This window comes from Georgenia sp. (genome assembly GCF_054605595.1).
Genome location: NZ_JBTSDU010000016.1, coordinates 15,549 through 35,812, shown reverse-complemented (window position 1 = coordinate 35,812; position 20,264 = coordinate 15,549). Strand labels below are relative to the sequence as shown.

At 72.9% G+C, this 20,264-nt stretch carries 12 protein-coding genes; 8 read left to right on the top strand and 4 right to left on the bottom strand.

From position 1 onward, the window contains the following. Positions 1-75: 75 nt before the first annotated feature. Positions 76-3,000, bottom strand: coding sequence for a cation-translocating P-type ATPase (locus ACYC1Z_RS03945; protein ID WP_461408232.1), 2,925 nt, complete (start codon positions 2,998-3,000; stop codon positions 76-78). A gap of 318 nt (positions 3,001-3,318) precedes the next feature. On the opposite strand from ACYC1Z_RS03945, the gene ACYC1Z_RS03940 reads away from it, so the two are divergent. Then, positions 3,319-4,632: an MFS transporter gene (locus tag ACYC1Z_RS03940; protein WP_461408231.1), complete on the top strand. Its 1,314-nt coding sequence runs from the start codon at positions 3,319-3,321 to the stop codon at positions 4,630-4,632. 36 nt (positions 4,633-4,668) lie between these two features. Here ACYC1Z_RS03940 and ACYC1Z_RS03935 read toward each other — a convergent pair whose 3' ends face one another. After that, the gene (locus ACYC1Z_RS03935) at positions 4,669-6,228 is read right to left on the bottom strand and encodes a CCA tRNA nucleotidyltransferase (RefSeq protein WP_461408230.1); all 1,560 of its coding nucleotides are present in this window, start codon (positions 6,226-6,228) and stop codon (positions 4,669-4,671) included. A 12-nt stretch (positions 6,229-6,240) separates the two neighbouring features. Here ACYC1Z_RS03935 and ACYC1Z_RS03930 point away from each other — a divergent pair, with 12 nt between their 5' ends. The 7 genes from ACYC1Z_RS03930 to ACYC1Z_RS03900 all read left to right on the top strand — a co-directional run bounded on the left by ACYC1Z_RS03930 (position 6,241) and on the right by ACYC1Z_RS03900 (position 16,817). Further along, entirely contained in the window at positions 6,241-6,765 is a 525-nt protein-coding gene (locus tag ACYC1Z_RS03930) for an NUDIX hydrolase (RefSeq protein ID WP_461408229.1), read from the top strand. Next, positions 6,762-8,957 carry a DUF6049 family protein gene (locus ACYC1Z_RS03925; RefSeq protein WP_461408228.1) on the top strand — a complete coding sequence of 732 codons (2,196 nt, stop codon included), beginning with the start codon at positions 6,762-6,764 and terminating at the stop codon, positions 8,955-8,957. The genes ACYC1Z_RS03930 and ACYC1Z_RS03925 overlap by 4 nt, the downstream gene beginning before the upstream one ends. Further along, positions 8,954-12,850 (top strand): murein biosynthesis integral membrane protein MurJ, encoded by a 3,897-nt coding sequence (gene murJ, locus ACYC1Z_RS03920; protein ID WP_461408227.1) that lies wholly within the window; start codon positions 8,954-8,956, stop codon positions 12,848-12,850. The genes ACYC1Z_RS03925 and murJ overlap by 4 nt, the downstream gene beginning before the upstream one ends. A gap of 130 nt (positions 12,851-12,980) precedes the next feature. Continuing rightward, the gene (trxB, locus tag ACYC1Z_RS03915; protein WP_461408226.1) at positions 12,981-13,967 is read left to right on the top strand and encodes a thioredoxin-disulfide reductase; all 987 of its coding nucleotides are present in this window, start codon (positions 12,981-12,983) and stop codon (positions 13,965-13,967) included. Continuing rightward, positions 13,964-14,287 (top strand): thioredoxin, encoded by a 324-nt coding sequence (trxA, locus tag ACYC1Z_RS03910; RefSeq protein WP_461408225.1) that lies wholly within the window; start codon positions 13,964-13,966, stop codon positions 14,285-14,287. Before trxB ends, trxA begins: the two co-directional genes overlap by 4 nt. Before the next feature lie 161 nt (positions 14,288-14,448). Next, complete coding sequence (locus tag ACYC1Z_RS03905) at positions 14,449-15,807, top strand: aminotransferase-like domain-containing protein (RefSeq protein WP_461408224.1); 1,359 nt, start codon at positions 14,449-14,451, stop codon at positions 15,805-15,807. 26 nt (positions 15,808-15,833) lie between these two features. Then, a complete protein-coding gene (locus ACYC1Z_RS03900; RefSeq protein ID WP_461408236.1) occupies positions 15,834-16,817 on the top strand; it encodes a D-alanine--D-alanine ligase family protein in 984 nt (327 codons plus the stop codon). A gap of 37 nt (positions 16,818-16,854) precedes the next feature. Here ACYC1Z_RS03900 and ACYC1Z_RS03895 read toward each other — a convergent pair whose 3' ends face one another. Next, a complete protein-coding gene (locus ACYC1Z_RS03895) occupies positions 16,855-18,165 on the bottom strand; it encodes a ParB/RepB/Spo0J family partition protein (protein ID WP_461408223.1) in 1,311 nt (436 codons plus the stop codon). Then, a complete protein-coding gene (locus tag ACYC1Z_RS03890; protein WP_461408222.1) occupies positions 18,162-19,202 on the bottom strand; it encodes a ParA family protein in 1,041 nt (346 codons plus the stop codon). The genes ACYC1Z_RS03895 and ACYC1Z_RS03890 overlap by 4 nt, the downstream gene beginning before the upstream one ends. Positions 19,203-20,264: the final 1,062 nt, after the last annotated feature.

Here is a 20,264-nt window from a genome sequence, read left to right as displayed (position 1 = left end):
CCCGATTCTGTGGATATCTCTGTTGATGCTCACCACAGTGCGATCCTCGGCGAGATCCTCGGCGAGATCCGATCCTCAGACGGTGGCCACCGCGGCCGGGTGCCGCAGCCGCCACACCAGCTTGCGCAGCTCGTCGAACCACAGCACCGCGGAAGCCATCGCGATCGACACGCCCCAGTGCGCCAGGTCCAGCGGCGCGGTGCCGAACGCGGTCTGCAGGAACGGCAGCTCCACGATCGCGACCTGCAGCCCGGCCGCGAGCGCCACCGCACCCCACAGCCACGGGTTCGTGAACATGTGACTGAACGCGCTGGTGGTCTCCGAGCGGGAGTTGAACGCGTTGAAGAGCTGCGCTAACACCAGCGTGGTGAACCCGACGGTCCGGGCCACCTCGAGCGAGTCCGTCCCCTCGACGAGCCCGCCGGGCAGGAAGATGTCCATCGTCAGCAGCGTGACGACGCCCATCACCAGGCCGATGGACAGGATGCCCGTCCACATGTGCTGGTCGATGATCCGGTCGGACAGCCCGCGCGGCCGCCTCGCCATGACGTCGTCGACCTCGGCGTCCACGCCCATCGCGAGCGCGGGGCCGGAGTCCGTGACGAGGTTGATCCACAGGATCTGGGTGGCCAGCAGCGGCACGACGACCGCCTCCTCCGACGCCCCGGCCAGCCCGATCGCACCGGCGAAGAGCACGCCGAGGAAGACCGTGAAGACCTCACCCATGTTCGAGGAGAGCAGGTAGCGCAGGAACTTCTTGATGTTGTCGAAGATGACCCGGCCCTGCCGGACCGCGACGACGATCGTGGCGAAGTTGTCGTCGCCGAGGATCATCTTGGCGGCCTCCTTCGTCACCTCCGTCCCCGTGATGCCCATGGCGACGCCGATGTCGGCGGACTTCAGCGCCGGGGCATCGTTGACGCCGTCCCCGGTCATCGCGACGACCTGGCCCTCCGCCTGCAACGAGTCGACGATCTGCAGCTTGTTCTGCGGCGCCACCCGCGCGTAGACCGACGTCGTGCGGGTGACGGCGGTCAACTCGGCCTGGGACAGCGCGTCGAGCTCGGCCCCGGTGACCGCCCGGTGCCCGGGCTCCACGATCCCGAGGTCTCCGGCGATCCGGGCGGCCGTGGTGGGGTGGTCGCCGGTGATCATCATGACGCGGATGCCGGCGCGGTGGGCCTCGGCGACGGCATCGGCGACCTCGGCGCGCGGGGGATCGATGATGCCCACGACGCCGACGTAGACGAGATCCTGCTCGTCCGCCTCGTCGAGCCCGTCCTGCACGGCGGCCTCGTCCAGCACGCGGTACGCCACACCCAGGGTGCGGAACGCCTGACCGGAGAGGCGCTCGACGTCGTCGAGCGCCCGCCCGCTCCGCTCCTCGTCCAGCGCCACCACGTCCGTGCCCACCTGCACGGACGTGCAGCGCGCGAGCAGGACGTCGGGCGCCCCCTTGGTCACGACGGCCAGCCCGCCGTCGTCCGCGGAGCGCCCGACGAAGGCCGACATCATCTTGCGTTCGGAGCTGAACGGCACCTCGGCGTGCCGCTCGAACTCCTCCGCCCGTTCCATGGTGCCGTCGAGCTTGTGCGCGGCGACGAGGAAGGCGGCCTCGGTGGGGTCGCCCTGGATCGCCCATTCACCGTCCTCCTCGCGCAGCTGGGCGTCGTTCGCGAGCGAACCACCCCCGAGCACCAGGCGCACCTCGTGGACGAGCGCGGGATCGACGAGCTCATGGCCGTCGTGCCGCACCGCACCCGTGGGCCGGTAGCCCACCCCGGTGAGCTCCACCTCGCCGGACGCCGTGGCGACGCGCTGGATGGTCATCTCGTTCTTCGTCAACGTGCCGGTCTTGTCCGAGGCGATGACCGATGCGGCGCCCAACGTCTCGACCGAGTGGAGCTTCTTCACGACGGCGTTGCGCTTCGCCATCTGCTGGACCCCGATCGCGAGGACCACCGATAGGATCGCCGGCAGCCCCTCCGGCACGGCGGCGACGGCGAGCGAGACACCGAGCAGGAGCACCGTGACGAAGTCGCTCGGCGAGGAGACGTCGTTGACCAGGGCGGTGACGATCATGACCCCCACGGCGATGACGATGACCGTGATGCCCAGGAGCTTGGAGACGCCGGCGATCTCCTTCTGCAGCGGCGAGGGATCCTCCTGGGTCTCGTCGAGCATCGTGGCGATGGCGCCCATCTCGGTGCCCATGCCGGCGCCGGTGACGACGGCGCGTCCGACGCCCTGCGCGACCGCGGTGCCCTTGTAGACCATGTCCAGCCGGTCGCCGAGGGGCACGGCCTCGGACAGGGTGGCCGGGTCCTTGAGGACGGCCTCGCTCTCACCGGTGAGGGAGGCCTCGGAGATGCGCAGGGCGGTGGCGGTGACCAGGCGGGCATCGGCCCCGACGGCGTCGCCCTCGCTCAGGACGAGGACGTCGCCGCGCACGATCTCGGCGGACGGCACGGTCCGCAGCTCGCCCGCGCGCAGCACGGTCGAGCTCGCGGCGGTCATGGACTGCAGGGCGGCGACGGCGTTCTCCGCCTTGTTCTCCTCGACGAACCCGATGATGCCGTTGAGCAGCACGACGGCGGCGATGACGATCGCGTCGATCGGCAGGCCCGTGGCGCCCTCGGCCACCCACGCGAACACCGAGATCACGACGGCGACCAGCAGCAGGTAGATCAGCGGGTCCTGGAACTGGGCGAGGATCTTGCGCCAGAGCGGGGCCGGCGGCTTGGTCCGCAGCACGTTGGGGCCGTCGGCCTCGAGGCGCCGGGCGGCCTCGGCGGAGGTCAGGCCGGTGGCGACGTCGACGTCGAGGTCACGCGCGACGTCCGCCGCCGACCTGAGGGAGGGGTCGCGGCCGATCGGCACGGCGGAGTGGGTGGCGGGTGCGGACCCGGGAAAGTTTGCTGTACCCACCCATCCATGGTCCCGCGTGCGCCCGGGCCGCGCCAGGGGAGCCCTGCCCGGCGGGGCTGTGATGATGGTCATCCGCAGATCCGGGAACCTGCCGCCCCCGCGGGCCCTTCGCCCCCGTCCACGCCCATCCCGGCACCCGACCACGGGCCCAGCACCCGACCAAGGCCCGCGCACCCGACCGCGGGCACTTCGCACCCGACCACAGGCGTCCCCGGCACCCGACCACGGGCCCCGCACCCGACCAAGGCCCCGGCACCCGACCGCGGGCACTTCGCACCCGACCACAGGCGTCCCCGGCACCCGACCACGGGCCCCGCACCCGACCACGGGCAGCCCCGGCGCCGTCGGATAGCCTGCACCGGTGCCGACTCCCGCGCCCGGGCCGCGCCCATGAGCGTCTTGACCGACCTGCGAACCCTCTCGGTCAACCCCGGGTTCCGCCGACTCTTCACCGTCCGCCTGGTCTCCCAGTGCGGCGACGGCATGTTCCAGGTGGGCCTCGCCACCCTCTTCTTCTTCAGTCCGCAGAACATGGCGACGGCGGAAGGGGTGGCCACGGCATTCGCGGTGCTGCTGCTGCCCTTCACCGTCGTCGGTCCGTTCGCCGGGCCGCTCCTGGACCGGTGGCGTCGCCGTCAGGTCCTCGCCGTCGCCAATGCGGTCCGGGTCGTCCTGGCGCTGATCCTCTCCGTGCTCATGGCCACGGTGGGGATCGGTCCGGCGGTGTACGTGCTCGCGTTGGTGACGCTGGGCGTGAACCGGTTCCTGCTCGCGGCGCTCTCCGCCGGGCTGCCGTGCGTCGTGCCTCGCCAGCACCTCGTCATGGCCAACTCCATCACGCCGACGCTCGGCGCGGTCGCCGCCGTCGTCGGCGCGGTGCTCGGCCTGCTCGTCGGCTGGGCCGTGCCCGCCGGGCCGGTGAAGGACGGCATCGTGCTCGCGGCGGCGGCCGTCCTCTTCGGCGCCGCGTCGGCCCTGGCGCTGCGGCTCGGCCGCGACGAGCTGGGGCCGGCCCGGGGCGAGATCGGCTCCACGCTGCGGTCGGACGTGCGTGCGACCGCCGCGGACATGGTCGACGGCGCCCGGTACCTCATCGCCCGCCGCACGCCGGGCCTGGCGCTCGGGGTCATGGCGGCGCACCGCTTCCTCTACGGCGTCAACTTCATCGCGCTGCTGCTCATCTCGCGCAACCTGCTCAGCTCCCCGGCCGACGCCGGTGCCGGTCTCGCGACCTTCGCGCTGCTGACCGGCGTCTCGTTCCTGGGCAACGGCCTGGCGATCTTCCTGACCCCGCTCGCGCACGAGCGCATGCCCGCGTCGACCTGGATCGTGGGCTGCCTCTCGATCGCCGGGCTCAGCCAGGCGCTGCTGGCCCTGTCCCCCGCCCGCGGGGCGATCATGGTCGCGGCCGTGCTCATGGGCCTCGGGGTGCAGGGGGCGAAGATCTCGGTGGACACGATCGTCCAGCGGGACACGGACGACACCTACCGGGGGCGGGCGTTCTCGCTGTACGACGTGATGTACAACGCCGCGTTCGTCGGGGCGGCGGCGTTGGCCGCGTTCGCCCTGCCGGACACGGGCTGGTCCCGCGGCGTCTTCCTGGCGCTCACCGCCGTGTACGTGATCGTCGCGGTGACCTACCGGCGCGGCGTCGTGCGCCTGGCGGACCGCCCCGTCCCGGTGCTGACCAGCGAGCACGACTGAACCACGGAAGAACCGCACCCCGACCGGCCGAACCGCTCAGCCACGCTCGGCCCACCACGCCAGGAGCGCCTCGCGCGCCGCGTCCTCACTCATCGGGCCGTTCTCCATGCGCAGCTCCAGCAGGTACTGGTACGCCTCGCCGACCACGGGCCCGGCAGGGACGCCGAGCAGCGCCATGATCCGCTTGCCGTCCAGGTCCGGCCGGATCGCCTTGAGCTCCTCCCGCTCGCGCAGCAGCGTGATGCGCTCCTCGAGGTCGTCGTAGGCGGCGGCGAGCCGCATGGCCTTGCGCTGGTTGCGCGTGGTGCAGTCGGCCCGGGTCAACCGATGCAACCGCTCGAGCAGTGGGCCCGCATCGGTGACGTAGCGCCGCACGGCGGAGTCGGTCCAGCCGCCCTCGCCGTAGCCGTGGAAGCGCAGGTGCAGCTCCACCAGGCGTGAGACGTCCTTGATGGTGTGCTTGTCGAACCGGAGCGCCCGGAGCCGCTTCGTCGTGAGTTTCGCGCCCACGATCTCGTGGTGGTGGAAGCTGACCCCGCCGGCCGGGTCGAAGCGGCGGGTGGCCGGCTTGCCGACGTCGTGCATGATCGCCGCGAGACGCAGGGTCAGGTCCGGTCCGGGAACGGGCCCGTCGGGGCCCGTCTCGAGCGCGATCGCCTGGTCCAGGACCGTGAGCGTGTGCTCGTAGACGTCCTTGTGACGCTTGTGCTCGTCGACGGTCTGCTGGAGCCGGGCCAGCTCGGGCAGCACCACCTCGGCCACCCCCGTGTAGACCATGAGCTCGAGACCGCGCCGCGGCCACCGCGACACGAGCAGCCGCTCGATCTCGGCGCGCACCCGCTCGGCGGAGACGATCTCGAGTCGCGCCGCCATCGCCGTCATCGCCGTCATGACGTCCTCGGTCACGTGGAAACCGAGCTGGGCGGTGAACCGGGCGGCGCGCATGATCCGCAGCGGGTCGTCGTCGAAGGACTGCGTGGCGGAGACGGGGGTGCGCAGCATCTGGTCGGCCAGGTCCGACAGCCCGTCGTGCGGGTCGACGAACTCCAGGGCGGGCACCCTAACCGCCATCGCGTTGACCGTGAAGTCGCGGCGCGTGAGGTCGCCGACCAGCGTGTCGCCGTAGCTCACTGCCGGCTTGCGGGAACCGATCTCGTACGCCTCGGTGCGGTACGTCGTGACCTCGACGACGACGTCGCCGTGCCGGGCACCGATCGTGCCGAACTCCTTGCCGATGTCCCACGAGGTGTCCCCCCAGGCGGCGAGGAGCCGTTCCGTCTCCTCCGGCCGGGCCGACGTCGCGAAGTCGAGGTCGTGCACCGGGTGGCCCAGGAAGGCGTCGCGCACCGGGCCACCGACCAGGGCCAGCTCGTGACCGGCGGCCGCGAACACCGCACCGAGCCGGAGCACCTCGGGGGGCAGCGCCGCCAGCGCGCCGACGGCACGCCGCCGCAGCTCCTGCAGGCGGTCGGGGTCGGTGGCACGGTGGAGATCGCGACGGTCGGGGTCGGTGGCACGGTGGGGATTCGGGCTCGGCACCGCCCCAGGGTGCCACGCCGGACGCGATCCCCACACGCCGGGCCCTGCGCGGATCATTACAGTGGCCACATGCCCGCCGCCCTTCCCTACCCGCGACCGCAGGTGCCGCGGCCGCCGAGGAACCGGCTGGTGAACGCGCGCTCGAACATCCTCCCGGTGGTCGACGAGACCTCCGCCGGCGGTCTCGTGGTCGACGTCATCGAGGGACGAGCCTTCACCGCCGTCATCGCGCGCCGCAACCGCGCCGGTCGGCTCGAGTGGTGCCTGCCGAAGGGCCACCTCGAGGGGGCGGAGACGGCCGAGGAGGCGGCCGTGCGCGAGATCGCCGAGGAGACGGGCATCTCCGGGCGCGTCCTGCGCCACCTGGCCACCATCGACTACTGGTTCGCCGGCACGGACCGCCGCGTGCACAAGGTCGTGCACCACTACCTGCTCGCCGCGACGGGCGGGAGGCTGACCATCGAGAACGATCCGGACCACGAGGCCGAGGACGTCGCGTGGGTGGGCCTCGACGAGGTCGCCACCCGCCTCGCCTACCCGAACGAGCGCCGCGTCGTCGCCACGGCGCGGGACGTGCTGGCCGGTCGCGCATGAGGCAGGCACGGGCGTGGGCGCGCCCGGTCGCTCTGGTCACCGCGGCGGGGGCGCTCGCCCTCGGTCCGGCCATCACGGCCGGGTCGGCGGCCGCGAGCACCGCGGCGGGCGTCCCGGTCGCCACTCCCGACCCGACCGTGACCCGCACCGCCGATCCCACCCCGACCGACAGCCTCGCCGTCGACATCACCGACATCGGGCCGACGGTGCTCGGCCCGGACGACGCGCTCGTGGTGCGCGCAACCGTGACCAACCCCACGGACACGGACGTCGCGGCCCCGGCAGCGGTGCTGCGCATCCAGCGGTCCACCCCGATCTCCCGGTCCAACCTCCAGCGCTGGCTCGAGCCGGACTCGCTGTTCTCCACGATCGAGCTCGCCCGGCAGGAGCTCGCCGGCCCGCTGCCGGCCGAGGCCTCCGCCACCGTCGTGTTCACCGTCGCCGCCGCGGATCTCCCGCTCTCGCAGAGCGCCGGGTCCTGGGGCCCGCGCGGCATCGAGGTCAGGGTCGACGGCGGGGCGGCCGGGGGGGCGCCCGACGGCGCCGACCGCAACTTCCTCCTCTGGTACCCCGACCTCGCGGTGAGCCCCACACCGGTCAGCGTGCTCGCGCCGGTGACCGCCTCGGCGGGCGAGCTCACCGCGGCGCGCACGAACGAGGAGTCCGTCGCCGCGGCCGCCACCACCCGGGTGGCTCCCCTGCTCGAGGCGCTCGACCACCCCGGCGTCACCACCCTCGTCGACCCGCTGCTGCTTGCCGACGCCGCGGCCACCGACCTCATCCCGCTCCCCCCGGCCGACGCCGAGCGCCCGGCCGCGGGCGCAGCTGTCGACGCCGCCGGCACGGACCCGGGCGCAGCGGCCGCAGCCGCCCTGCGGGAGAGCCTGACCACCCTGACCAGCACCGCCGGCCGCGAGATCCTCGTGCTGCCCTGGGCGGACGCGGACGTCTCCGCCCTCGCCCATGCCGGCCGGACCGAGCTCCTGACGGATGCGCTCGACCGGGCCGCACCGCTCGCCACCGAGCTCGGCGTCCGGGCCGACGTCGCCTGGCCCGTCTCGGCGGACCAGGAGTCCGTCGCGGCCGCGACCGCCACCGGCGCCGCCGCCGTCGTCCTGCCCGCCGCCGCGCTGACCCCGACCACCGGCCTGACGTACACCGCCTCCGCGCGCGCCACCGTCCCGCTCGAGGACGGCACGACGCAGGCGGTGCTGACGGACGAGTACGCCTCGGCCAGCCTCGCCGGCCGGCTCCTGCCGCGGGTGGCGAGCGGCTCCGACGAGCTCGTCGATCTGGACCCGCTGACCACCCGGCAGTTCCTCCTGGCACAGACCGCCGTCATCGCCCGCGAGCGCCCTTCCGACCCCCGCCCGCTGGTACTGGCCCTGCCGCGGGACTTCGACGGCGATGCCACCGACCTGGGGGAGGTGCTCGCCGCGTTGGCGGCGGCCCCCTGGGTCGAGCCGACGACGCTCTCCGGGGTCCTCGACCTCGAGGCTCCCGCGCTGTCCCGGACGGAGCTGCCCACCGCCGCGGACGCGGTGGGCGAGCTCGACGGCGCCGTGCTGCGGGCCGCGGCGTCGGCCCAGGCCCAGGCCCGGGTGGTCGCGTCCATCACCCCGGACCCGCAGGGCCTGCTCGACGCCGCCGAGACGGCGCTCGCGCCGGTGCTGTCCGTCGCCTGGCGGGCGGACCCCGGTGGCCGAGCCGGCCTCGTCGAGCACGTCGGCGCACAGCTCGCCGCCATCGGCGACGCCGTGACGGCCCTGCCCTCCTCGACGCTCAACCTCATCAACGCCTCCGCCCAGATCCCGATCCACGTCCGCAACGACCTCGGCGTCGACGTCGTCGTGCAGGTGGTGCTGGAACCCTTCGACCCGCGCCTCCAGGTGCCCGAGTCCGTCACCGTCACCGTGCCGGCCGGCGCCGAGGCGACGGCGCAGGTGCCGGTGCGGGCGGTCGGCAGCGGCGACGTGCCGGTCGACGTCCTGCTGCGCACGCCCGACGGCGAGCCCCTCGGCGCCGTCACCGAGCTGCATGTGCGGGCCCGGCCCGACTGGGAGAACGTCGGGACGGCCGTCCTCGCCGGTGCGCTGGCGGTCCTGCTCGTGGCGGGCATCGTTCGCACCGTCCGGCGCGGTCCCCGGATGGACCCGAACGAACCGGTCCCGGTACCGGAGGATCTGGGATGAGCGAGCCGCGCGGCGTCGCCGGCTCCTCGGTGGTGATGTTCACCGGCACGCTCGTCTCCCGGCTGCTGGGGGTCGTGCGCAGCCCGCTGCTGCTCGGTGCCGCGATCGGGATCAACTACGGCGCGGCCAACGCGTTCGCCGTCGCGAACAAGCTGCCGAACGTCATCTACATGCTCATCGCGGGCGGCGTGCTCAACGCCGTCCTCGTGCCCCAGATCGTGCGCGCCATCCGCCTGCACGACGACGGCGGCCAGGCCTACGTCAACCGGCTGGTCACGCTCGCGATCCTCGGGCTGGGCGCGATCACGGCGCTGCTGACCGTGGGCGCCGGGGTACTGGTCAGCATCTTCGCCGGGTCCCTGGAACCGCAGTGGTACGACCTGGCCGTCACGTTCGGCTACTGGTGCATCCCGCAGGTGTTCTTCTATGGCATGTACACGGTGCTGGGCCAGATCCTCAACGCGCGCGGGATCTTCGGGCCGTACATGTGGGCGCCGGCGGTGAACAACGTCGTCGCGATCCTCGGCCTCGTCGTCTACCTGGTGGCCTTCGGTGGCGTCGACGCCACCGACGCCACCGGCGCTGGGATCTGGACGGTCTCCCGGGTCGCGGTGCTGACGGGGACGGCAACGCTGGGGGTGGCCGCCCAGGCGGCCGTGCTGCTGGTGCCGCTGCGCCGCTCCGGCTTCCGGTTCCGCCCGGACCTGCGGCTGCGCGGCTCCGGCCTGGGCCGCGCCAGCAAGGTGGCGATGTGGGTGTTCGCCGCAGTCGCCGTCGGGCAGATCAGCACGGTGGCGATCTCCCGGGCCGCCGCGCGCGCATCGAACGTGGGGGTGGGCGCGCTGGACGTGCCCGGCAACGCCGCCTACGACACCGCCTACCTCGTGTACTCCCTCCCGACCTCCCTCGTGGTGGTCTCGCTGGTCACCGCACTGTTCACCCGGATGGCCGGCAACGCCGCCGGCAAGGACCTCGACGCCGTGCGGGCGGACCTCTCGCTCGGGCTGCGCACGGTGGGGGTGTTCACCGTCTTCGCCGCGGGCGCGCTGATCGTGCTGGCGCTGCCGGTCGTGCGCGTCATCACCGGCACGGTCTCCTACACGGAGGCGCAGTCGATCGCCCGCGTGCTCGTCGCGATGCTGGTGGGGCTCGTGGGCGTCGGGGCGTTCACCGTGGTCCAGCGCGTCTACTACGCGTTCGAGGACGCCCGCGGCCTGTTCTGGCTCCAGGTGCCGATGATCGCCGTCGTCACGGTGGGCGCGCTGGCGTCGATGCTGCTGCCCCCGCAGTGGACGGTCGTCGGGATCGGCGCCGCGATGGCGCTGTCCAACACGGCGGGGGCCGCGGTGACGTACCTGGGCCTACGACCGCGCCTGCGCTCCCTCGACGGCGCGCACGTGCTGCGCACCTACCTGCGCCTGACCCTGGCCGTGGGCCCGACGATGCTGGTCGGCTGGGTGCTGCTCCGGCTGTTCGGCACCTCCGGCGCCGAACTCGACGTGCCCGGTGCGCTGTGGCGCACCCTGGTGGTGGGCGCCGTCATGGTCGCCCTGTACGTGGCGCTGCTGCGGGTGCTGCAGGTGGACGAGCTGTGGACCGTCCTGCGGCCGGTGGCGAGCCTGGTCGACGCGACGGGGCGCCGCGCACCCGCACCCGCCGGCCCGGCGCTGCTCGGAGCGGCCGCGGCGCTGCGTAGACTCGGCGGCAGCCGGCGGGCGCCGGCGGACATGAGGATGAGGAGCGCAGAGCTGGACGCCGACGGCACCGGGAGCCCCGAACCACGCCTGCTCGGCGGGCGGTACGAGCTCAGGGCGGTGGTCCCCGACGACGGCGCGCCCGTGGGCGACGTCACCCGCTGGCTCGCGCACGACACGGTGCTCGCCCGCGACGTCTGGGTCCTCGAGCTCACCACCTCCCGCGCCGCCGACGCGCTGGACGCCGCTCGCCGCGCCTCCCTGGTCGAGGACCATCGGTTGCTGCGCGTCCTGGACGTCGGCGCGCACCCGGGAGCCTCCTACGTCGTCACCGACGTCGTGCGCGGCCCCGACCTCGCCACCATCGCCGCCGCGGGCATGAGCGCCGTGCAGGCGCGCGCCGTCGTCGGCGAGGCCGCGAGCGCCCTCGAGGCCGCGCGCCGTCAGGGGGTGCGCCACCAGGCGCTGCGGCCGAGCAGCCTCCACGTCACCCCCGACGGCGAGGTGCTGGTGACCGGTCTCGGGGTCGACGCCCTGCTGCGCGGCACCGCCGGCCCGGACGACTCCCCGCTCACCGCTTCCCGTCGGGACACGGTCGACCTCGTGCGGCTGGTGTACCTCGCGCTCACCGGGGTCTGGCCGGTCAGCCACCCCGACGACGCCCGGCCGGGCGACGCGCTGGGCGGGGCGATCGTCCCGCCCCGGGAGCTGCGCGCCGACGTCCCCGCCGACCTCGACGCCCTGTGCACCGCGACCCTGATCGAGGGCAAGGGGCCGCGGAGCACCGGGGAGCTCATCCGCCTGCTCGCGCCCTGGCCCGACGTCGACGCGGCGCTCGCCCACCCCGTGCCGCCGCCGGCCGCAGCACCCACGACCGCGACCGCGACCACGACCACGACCACGACCGAGGCTCCCGGCGCCGCAGCGGCCGCGGCACCATCGCCCGGTGACGCACCCGTACCTGACGACACCGCCGCTGCACCCACCGACGACCCGGCCGCCGCGGACGTGGCCCAGCCCGACGAGTCCGTGACGGGCGGGGCCACCGCCGCCGCCCCGGCCCCGCCGGTGGGCGCCGATGGCCCGCCCGGCGCCGCACCGGACCAGGCGGCCGCCGGGCCCAGGATCACGCGCCCCGCCTGGACCCGGGTGAACGACCAGGCCGACGATCCGGCCGACGCCATCGGCCCCCCACCCGGGCCCCCGGCCGCTGACCTGCCGGCGAGCGACGCCCCCGACGTCGAGCACACGGACGCCACCGGCGGGGCCACCGCCCCCGGGGTCCGCCGCGGGGCACCGGGTCCCGCCACGGACCATGAGGCGCCGGAGCTCACGCGCATCATGTCGACCGCCGACCAGGACGCCCCCGCGTCCGCGCCGGCGCGGCACACCCGGATCGCGGACTCGCTCGGCGAGCTCGGCACCCGGACCGCGGGGGCCGCACGCAGCGCCGCGGCCGGCATCGCCGCCGGGTCCCGCCGCGTCTCCGAGGGCGTCCGCACGCTCCGGGAGGGCCGTCCACCCGACGACGAGGATCTGTTCACGCCGCCGGACGTGGACGGCCCCGAAGTGCCCTTCACCGAGCGGCGGCTCGACCCGACGCCGGTCGTGCTCGCCGTCATCGGCGTCATCGTCCTGGTGCTCCTGCTCATCTCCATCCGCATCCTCTTCGCCCCGCCGGACCCGGTGTCCCTGCCGGATCCCACCCCGGCCGCACCGACGCAGACCGCACCGTCCCCGACCCCGGCCGCGGACCCCACGACGCCCCCGGTCCCGCCCGTGATCGCGGCACTCGTGCCCCTGGACCCGCAGGGCGACGGCGCGGAGAACCCCGATCTCACCGGACGCGCGCTGGACGGCGACCCGGCCTCGTTCTGGCGTTCGCGCTCCTACGTGAACCCGCAGTACGGGATGAAGGACGGCATCGGGCTGGCGGTCACGCTCGAGCAGCCGACGCTCGTCAGCGCGGTGGTCATCGACCTCATGGGCGAGGGTGGTCTCGTCGAGGTGCGGGCCACCACCGCGGCCGACCCGACCGGCGGGGAGGTGCTCGCCGACGGCCCGATGGGGCCAGGTTCCGTGTTCGAGCTGGCCGAGCCGGTCCAGACGGACAGCCTCGTCCTGTGGTTCCCGAGCCTGCCGGTCGCGGCCTCCGATGGGAAGAACCGCCTCGAGATCGCCGAGCTGACGCTGCGCTGACGCGTCCCACGTCCCGCGGGACGTGCGCCGTGGCGGCCGGGCCCGGGAACACCAGCGCCGTACCATCGGTTGCATCTGCTGGACAGGTGGCGAACAAGACGCCCCGGACTGGCATGAGCGAAGGACTGAGATGACAGACGTTGATGGCACCGTGCACGACGTGATCGTGGTGGGATCGGGACCTGCCGGGTACACCGCGGCGATCTACGCGGCCCGGGCGGGCCTGGCGCCGGTCGTGTTCGCCGGGTCGGTGACCGCGGGCGGTGCGCTGATGAACACCACCGAGGTGGAGAACTTCCCCGGCTTCGCCGAGGGGATCATGGGCCCCCAGCTCATGGAGAACATGGCCGACCAGGCGAAGCGCTTCGGTGCCGAGGTCCGCTACGAGGACGTCGTCTCCGTCGACCTCACCGGCGTGATAAAGACCGTCACCACCGACGACGACGAGACCTTCTCCGCCCGGACCGTGATCCTGGCGACCGGGTCGGTGTACAAGGAGCTCGGCCTGGCGGAGGAGAAGACGTTCTCCGGGCGTGGCGTCTCCTTCTGTGCCACGTGCGACGGGTTCTTCTTCCGCGGCCAGCACATCGTCGTCGTCGGCGGCGGTGACTCCGCCATGGAGGAGGCCACGTTCCTGACCCGGTTCGCCGACAAGGTCACCGTGGTGCACCGGCGCGACGAGCTGCGTGCGTCGAAGATCATGGCCGAGCGTGCGCAGAACAACGAGAAGATCGAGTTCGCGTGGAACTCCGAGATCGCCGCCATCCACGGTGAGCAGAAGGTCACCTCCGTCACGCTGCGCGACACCGTCACCGGTGAGCTCCGCGAGCTGGACGCGACGGGCATCTTCGTCGCGATCGGGCACGTGCCGCGCACCGAGATGCTCGCCGGTCAGGTCACCCTGGACGACGCGGGCTACATCACGGTCGCCGCCCCGACGACGGTGACGAACCTGCCCGGGGTGTTCGCCTGCGGCGACGCCGTCGACCACACCTACCGGCAGGCCATCACGGCTGCCGGCACGGGCTGCGCCGCCGCCCTCGACGCCGAGCGCTACCTCACCGCGCTGGACGAGGCCGCCGCTCCGGCCCACGCCGCGGCCGGGATCCGCGCGTGAGCGGCCTGCCCGCCGTCACCGACGCCACGTTCGACGCCGAGGTGCTGGGTTCCGACGTCCCCGTGCTCGTGGACTTCTGGGCCGACTGGTGCGCCCCGTGCCGCCAGATGTCGCCCATCGTCGAGGAGATCGCCGCGGCGCACGGCGACAGGATGCGGTTCGTCACCCTCGACACCGACGCCAACCCGGCCGTCACGCAGAAGTACGGGATCGTCTCGATCCCGACGTTCAACGTGTACGCGGGCGGGGAGCTCGTGAAGTCCCTCGTCGGCGGCAAGCCCAAGAAGGCCCTGCTCCAGGATCTGGCCGAGTTCCTCTGAGCGTCCGGCGCCGCGCCGGCCTGCCCGCCGAGCGTGGCGCCCGGCAGGCAGCTGCTGCGACCACCCGGCGAGGCGCCGTCACGCGCTTCGCCGGGCAGTGGCAGACTGCCCCGGGACGGGCCGCGACACGCGCTGACCGTCCGAGCGTCGAGGAGAAGACGATGGGCAAGGGTGTGCAGACGGATCCGGGCGAGCACGGCCGGCCGCACGCCGCCGCTGCTGCTGCCGCCCGAGCCGGCACCCGCCTCGACCCGTGGTACTCCAGCTACGCCGAGCGTGCCCACGGCATGCGCGCCTCGGAGGTCCGGTCGCTCTTCGCCGTCGCCAACCGGCCCGAGGTCGTCTCGCTCGCCGGCGGCATGCCCAACATCGACGGGCTGCCGCTCGATCTCATCGCGGAGATGACGGCCAAGCTCATCCGGGACCGTGGCACCAAGGCCCTGCAGTACGGCGGTGGCCAGGGCGAGGAGGAGCTGCGGGAGCAGATCGTGGAGGTCATGCGCTACGACCAGGTCGCCGCACACCCGGACGACGTCGTGGTCACCACCGGCTCCCAGCAGGCGCTGGACCTGGTCACCGAGATCTTCATCGACCCGGGCGACGTCGTCGTCGCGGAGGCCCCGAGCTACGTGGGCGCGCTGGGGGTGTTCCGCGCGTACCAGGCCGACGTCGTCCACGTGGCGATGGACGCCGACGGGCTCGTGCCCGCGGAGCTCGAGCGGACCCTGACGGAGCTCGAGCGGGCGGGCCGCACGGTGAAGTTCCTCTACACGGTCCCCAACTTCCACAACCCGGCCGGCGTCACCCTGTCCGAGGAACGCCGTCCGCAGATCGTGGAGATCTGCCGACGCCACCACGTGCTCATCCTCGAGGACAACCCGTACGGCCTGCTCGGCTTCGACGGCGACCCGCTGCGCGCCCTCAAGAGCTACGCCCCCGACGGCGTGGTGTACCTGGGTTCGTTCTCGAAGACGTTCGCCCCCGGCTACCGGGTGGGCTGGGCGGCCGCGCCGCACGCCGTGCGGGAGAAGCTGGTGCTGGCGAGCGAGTCGGCGATCCTCTCGCCGTCGAACATGAGCCAGCTCTCCATCGCCACCTACCTCGCCGGCTACGACTGGTACGGGCAGGTCAAGGAGTACCGGCAGATGTACCGGGAGCGCCGCGACGCCATGCTCGGCGCCCTGGCGGAGTTCCTCCCCGAGGCCCGCTGGACGGTCCCGACGGGCGGCTTCTACACGTGGGTGACCCTCCCGGACGGTCTCGACGCCCAGGCGATGCTCCCGCGCGCGGTGACCAACCTGGTCGCCTACGTCTCCGGCACCGCGTTCTACGCCGACGGCCAGGGTCACGACCACATGCGGCTGTCGTTCTGCTACCCGACGCCGGAGCGCATCCGTGAGGGTGTGCGGCGGCTCTCGACGGTGGTGCACGCCGAGGCGGAGCTGGTGGACATGTTCGGCCCGGCGGCGCACGCCCGGTCCCACGAGACCGTCGAGTTTCCCTCCCCCGACCAGGTCTGAGCGGAAGGATCCTGATGAACGCGCACATGCCCGACGCCCCCGGCGTCGACCCGGCACCCGCCGTGCTCCCCGACCACCCCACGGTGGCGATCCTGGCCGGCGGGCTCTCGCACGAACGTGAGGTGTCCATCCGGTCCGGCCGCCGGGTCGCCGGCGCGCTGCGGGGCCGGGGCCTGCGCGTGGAGGTCTTCGACGTCGACGCCGGTCTCATCCCGCACCTGAGCGCACTGCGGCCCGACGTGGTGTGGCCCCTGGTGCACGGCTCCACCGGCGAGGACGGATCCCTGCAGGACCTGCTCGACCTGGTCGACCTGCCCTACGTCGGGACGCTCGCGGCCGGCTGCCGGCTCGCCTCACACAAGCCCGTCGCCAAATCCGTGCTCCGCGCCGCTGGCCTGCCGACACCGGACTACGCCGCCCTGCCACAGTCACTCTTCCGCGAGGTCGGCGCCCAGACGGTGCTGGACGCCGTCCAGGCCCGGTTCGACCTCCCGCTGGTGGTCAAGCCCGCCAGCGGCGGCTCCGCCCTCGGCGTCACCGTGGTCACGGAGTCCGACCAGCTGCCCCAGGCGATGGTCGCCTGCTTCGCCTACGGCGACGAGGCCCTCATCGAACGCGCCGTCACCGGCACCGAGGTGGCGGTGTCCGTCGTCGACCTCGGGGACGGGCCGCGGGCGCTGCCCGCCGTCGAGATCGTGACCGAGGGCCCCTACGACTACGACGCCCGGTACAACGCCGGGCGGAGCGAGTACTTCGTGCCCGCCCGGCTCGACGAGGAGCGCACCCGGACCGTGGGGGAGCTCGCCGTCGCCGTCCACACCACGCTGGGGCTGCGTCATCTCTCCCGCACCGACATGATCCTGGACGACGCCGGCACGGCCTGGTTCCTCGACGTGAACGTCGCCCCGGGCATGACCGAGACCTCGCTCTTCCCCCAGGCCGCCCAGGCCGGCCCGGACGGGCTCGACGAGCTCTACCTCGCGATCGTCAGGGCAGCCCTCACCGACTGAAGGCCGCGAAGCCCCGGGCCCGACCGTGGAGCCGTCCTCAGTCGGCGGCGCCGACGTGCTGCTCGCCCGGGGCGAGGACGTCCAGGATGCGGTTGAGGTCCTCCACGGAGGCGAACTCGATCGCGATCCGCCCCTTGCGCTGACCGAGGTTCACCTTGACGCGGGTGTCGAGCCGGTCGGCCAGGCGCGTGGCCAGGTGGTCCAGCCCCTCCGCGTACTCGGTGGTGCGTGGCCGCCGCCGCATCTCCGGCGCGGCCGGCTCGTCGCCGAGCGCGACGATCTCCTCGGTGGCCCGCACGCTGAGCCCTTCCGCGACGATCTTCTGCGCCAGCCGTTCCATGGCGGCGCCGTCGGACAGGCCCAGGAGGGCACGTGCGTGACCTGCCGAGAGCACCCCGGCGGCCACTCGACGCTGCACCAGCGGCGGGAGCTTCAGCAGGCGGAGCGTGTTGGAGATCTGGGGTCTGGACCGGGCGATACGGGCGGCGAGCTCATCATGCGTGCAGCCGAAGTCTCCGAGGAGCTGCTGGTAGGCGGCCGCCTCCTCGAGCGGGTTCAGGTCCGCCCGGTGAAGGTTCTCGAGAAGCGCGTCCCGCAGGAGGTCGCCGTCGGTCGTGTCGCGGATGATGGCAGGCACGGTGGCGTTCCCGGCCTGCCGGCTCGCGCGCCAGCGCCGTTCGCCCATGATCAGCTCGAAGCGCGGTTCGTCCGGGTTCGTGGGCTGGACGGCGAGCGGGCGCACCACGACCGGTTGGAGCACGCCGACCTCACGGATCGACGCAGCGAGCTCGTCGAGGTCGTCCTCGTCGAACACCTGACGCGGCTGCCGGGTGTTGGGCACGATCTGGCCCACCGGCAGCTCGGCGAACTGCGCCCCCGGCACGGGGACGAGGGCGCCGTCGTCCGGCGTGGCATCGGCGGCTCCCGCCCGTGGCGAACCGACGGACGGCGCCGGCTCCTGGTCCGGGGTGTCCTCGGCGGCGCCGGCCGCTGGGACCGGTCTGGTCTGCTCAGCCGACCTGACCGATTCGTCCGGCGTGACGGATTCGTCCGGCTTGGCTGCTCCGGCCGGCTTGGCCGCGCGCCGCGGCTGGGCGCTGGCCGAGCGTGCGCGGGCCGCCTTGCTCGGCGCCATCAGCGACTGTGCGGCAGCCTGGGCCTTGGTCGGCGGCCGCCTGGTCTCCCCGGTCTCCTCGTCTCCCTCGCGGGTCGCCTCCTCGGCCGAGGGTGCGGTGCCCGAGGATGGGGTGAAGAAGACGTCCACCGGCCGGGCGATGGTGGCTGTCCCCGGGCCGGACGGGATCAGGGCTCCGATCCCCCGCCCGAGGCCGCGACGCTTCTCACTCATCTGTTCTCCTCCTCGGCCGTGGCCGCCGTCCTGGTGGTTCCCGGAGCATCCTGGCCGGCGTCCGGGCGGGTGAGTTCGTGCGCGGCTTCCTGGTAGGCGAGGGCGCCGGTCGAGCCGGGATCGTAGGTGAGCACGGTCTGCCCGTAGCTCGGCGCCTCCGAGATCCGCACGGAGCGCGGGATCGCGGCGGTGAGGGTCTGCTCGGGGAAGTGCTCGCGCACCTCGTTCGCCACCTCTCTGGACAGATTGGTGCGGCCGTCGAACATCGTCAGCACGATCGTCGACACATGTAGATCGGGGTTGAGATGACCGCGGATGAGCTCGATGTTCTTGAGCAGTTGCGAGAGTCCCTCGAGGGCGTAGTACTCGCACTGAATCGGGATCATGACCTCTTGTGCCGCCACGAAGGCATTGATGGTCAGCAGCCCGAGGCTCGGTGGACAGTCGATGAGGACATAGTCGATCCGGGGCTGCCCGTTCTCCGCGCGCCACTGAAGATAGCTCTCGATCGCCTTGTGCAGGCGGTTCTCTCGGGCGACGAGCGAGACGAGCTCGATCTCCGCGCCCGAGAGATCGATCGTCGCGGGGGCCACCTCGAGGCCGGCCACCGCGTCGCACGGCTGGACGACCTCGGCCATGGGGACGTCGTTGATGATCACGTCGTAGATCGACGGCACGCCGGCGTGATGGTCGATGCCCAGGGCCGTGGACGCGTTCCCCTGCGGGTCGTTGTCGATCACGAGGACCTGCAATCCGCCGGTGGCGAGAGCGGCCGCCATGTTCACCGCCGTCGTCGTCTTCCCCACGCCGCCCTTCTGGTTGGCGATCGTGAAGATGCGGGTGTTCTCGGGTCTGGCGAACCGGGTGCCGGTCAGTCGAATCCGTCGGCGGGCGTCTTCGGCGAGCTGCTGCGCGAGCGGTGTGGTGTCGTCGGCGTCCGGGACGCTGCGCAGGAGGGCGGCCCGTCCGATCTCGTCCCGTCCCGACCCGTGCCCGACCTGCTCGTACTGAGCGCTCGCTCCGTGCTCCTCAGGCACAGCGTTCCCTTCTGGTGGATTCCGTGGCTCCGGTCATCGTAGAACGGGGCCAAGACATCGCCCGCATCTGGACGGCGCGCCGCGGGGCGTTTCACGTGAAACATCTCCTGGTCCAACCGGGCCTGTTCGTGTGGGCGTCGGGGAATCTTGCTCCCGGTGACTGGGACTTCCCGGCTTCTGGGCCCTCCGGGCGGGTCGTTTCACGTGGAACATCGGCTGCCACGCTCCGGCGGCATGCGCTCCTGGCACCACTTCTCCAGCAACACCCTTCGATCGCCATCCAGCTGATCAGAGCAGCCGGACGGCGGTGGGTGGCTTACGGCTGACGGACGACTGCGTGGGCGCGTCGGTGCTCCGCTCCAGTGGCGGCCCGTTCGAGCGCTTCCGAGCCCCGCGCTCACGCGGTGAGCAGCGGCCTGCTTCACACGCCCTTGGTTTCACGTGAAACAGAGCGCATTGGCGACCCGTGGCCGCGCGCACCACCTCGAGATCGCACATCCGCACCGTTCCACGTGAAACGAAGCACCCCCGAGGATCCCAGCAGGTCGCGCAGACCCGTGCGCGTTCTCGCCGCCGCCCACCAACGGAGCCCTTCGACGGGCCGGACGAGGTCAGCCGTGCAGAGCGGTCCGCCCTCACCCCTGGTGAGGTGTCCGTAGTGGGGTCTGGACTCAGCGACCGGGGTGCCTACGTCGTGACCGTTCCACGTGCAACCCCGCGTGCTTCGTCAGGGCGGGCGGGGTGGGCCTCCCCGCGGGCGCGCCGGCCTCGCGGGCTTCCGAGCTCAGGCGCGCCCCCCGACCACGCAGACATGTCCCCACCCAGCGAACCGACGCAGCAACCTGGCGAGGGGACGCGGGCACCGGCGCGCGCTCGTCACGTCGACCACATCCGCTCGGTGCCAACACGCGTCCCGTACCTCGGCAGCAAGACCGGTACATCCCGCACTCAGGCGCCGCGATACTTACCGGATGATGGCAGCCCTCCTCCCAGGAACGCGCCTCTCCCGCGACGACTCGTTCGTTTCACGTGAAACACCGCGGCGAGGCACCACGTGAAACA

Bases quoted from the DNA above. Each gene is read 5' to 3' on its own strand.
- trxB (WP_461408226.1), top strand. From the start codon at position 12,981: ATGACAGACGTTGATGGCACCGTGCACGACGTGATCGTGGTGGGATCG.
- ACYC1Z_RS03945 (WP_461408232.1), bottom strand. From the start codon at position 3,000: ATGACCATCATCACAGCCCCGCCGGGCAGGGCTCCCCTGGCGCGGCCC.
- ACYC1Z_RS03905 (WP_461408224.1), top strand. From the start codon at position 14,449: ATGGGCAAGGGTGTGCAGACGGATCCGGGCGAGCACGGCCGGCCGCAC.
- ACYC1Z_RS03935 (WP_461408230.1), bottom strand. From the start codon at position 6,228: ATGATCCGCGCAGGGCCCGGCGTGTGGGGATCGCGTCCGGCGTGGCAC.
- ACYC1Z_RS03925 (WP_461408228.1), top strand. From the start codon at position 6,762: ATGAGGCAGGCACGGGCGTGGGCGCGCCCGGTCGCTCTGGTCACCGCG.
- ACYC1Z_RS03900 (WP_461408236.1), top strand. From the start codon at position 15,834: ATGCCCGACGCCCCCGGCGTCGACCCGGCACCCGCCGTGCTCCCCGAC.
- murJ (WP_461408227.1), top strand. From the start codon at position 8,954: ATGAGCGAGCCGCGCGGCGTCGCCGGCTCCTCGGTGGTGATGTTCACC.
- ACYC1Z_RS03940 (WP_461408231.1), top strand. From the start codon at position 3,319: ATGAGCGTCTTGACCGACCTGCGAACCCTCTCGGTCAACCCCGGGTTC.
- ACYC1Z_RS03930 (WP_461408229.1), top strand. From the start codon at position 6,241: ATGCCCGCCGCCCTTCCCTACCCGCGACCGCAGGTGCCGCGGCCGCCG.
- ACYC1Z_RS03895 (WP_461408223.1), bottom strand. From the start codon at position 18,165: ATGAGTGAGAAGCGTCGCGGCCTCGGGCGGGGGATCGGAGCCCTGATC.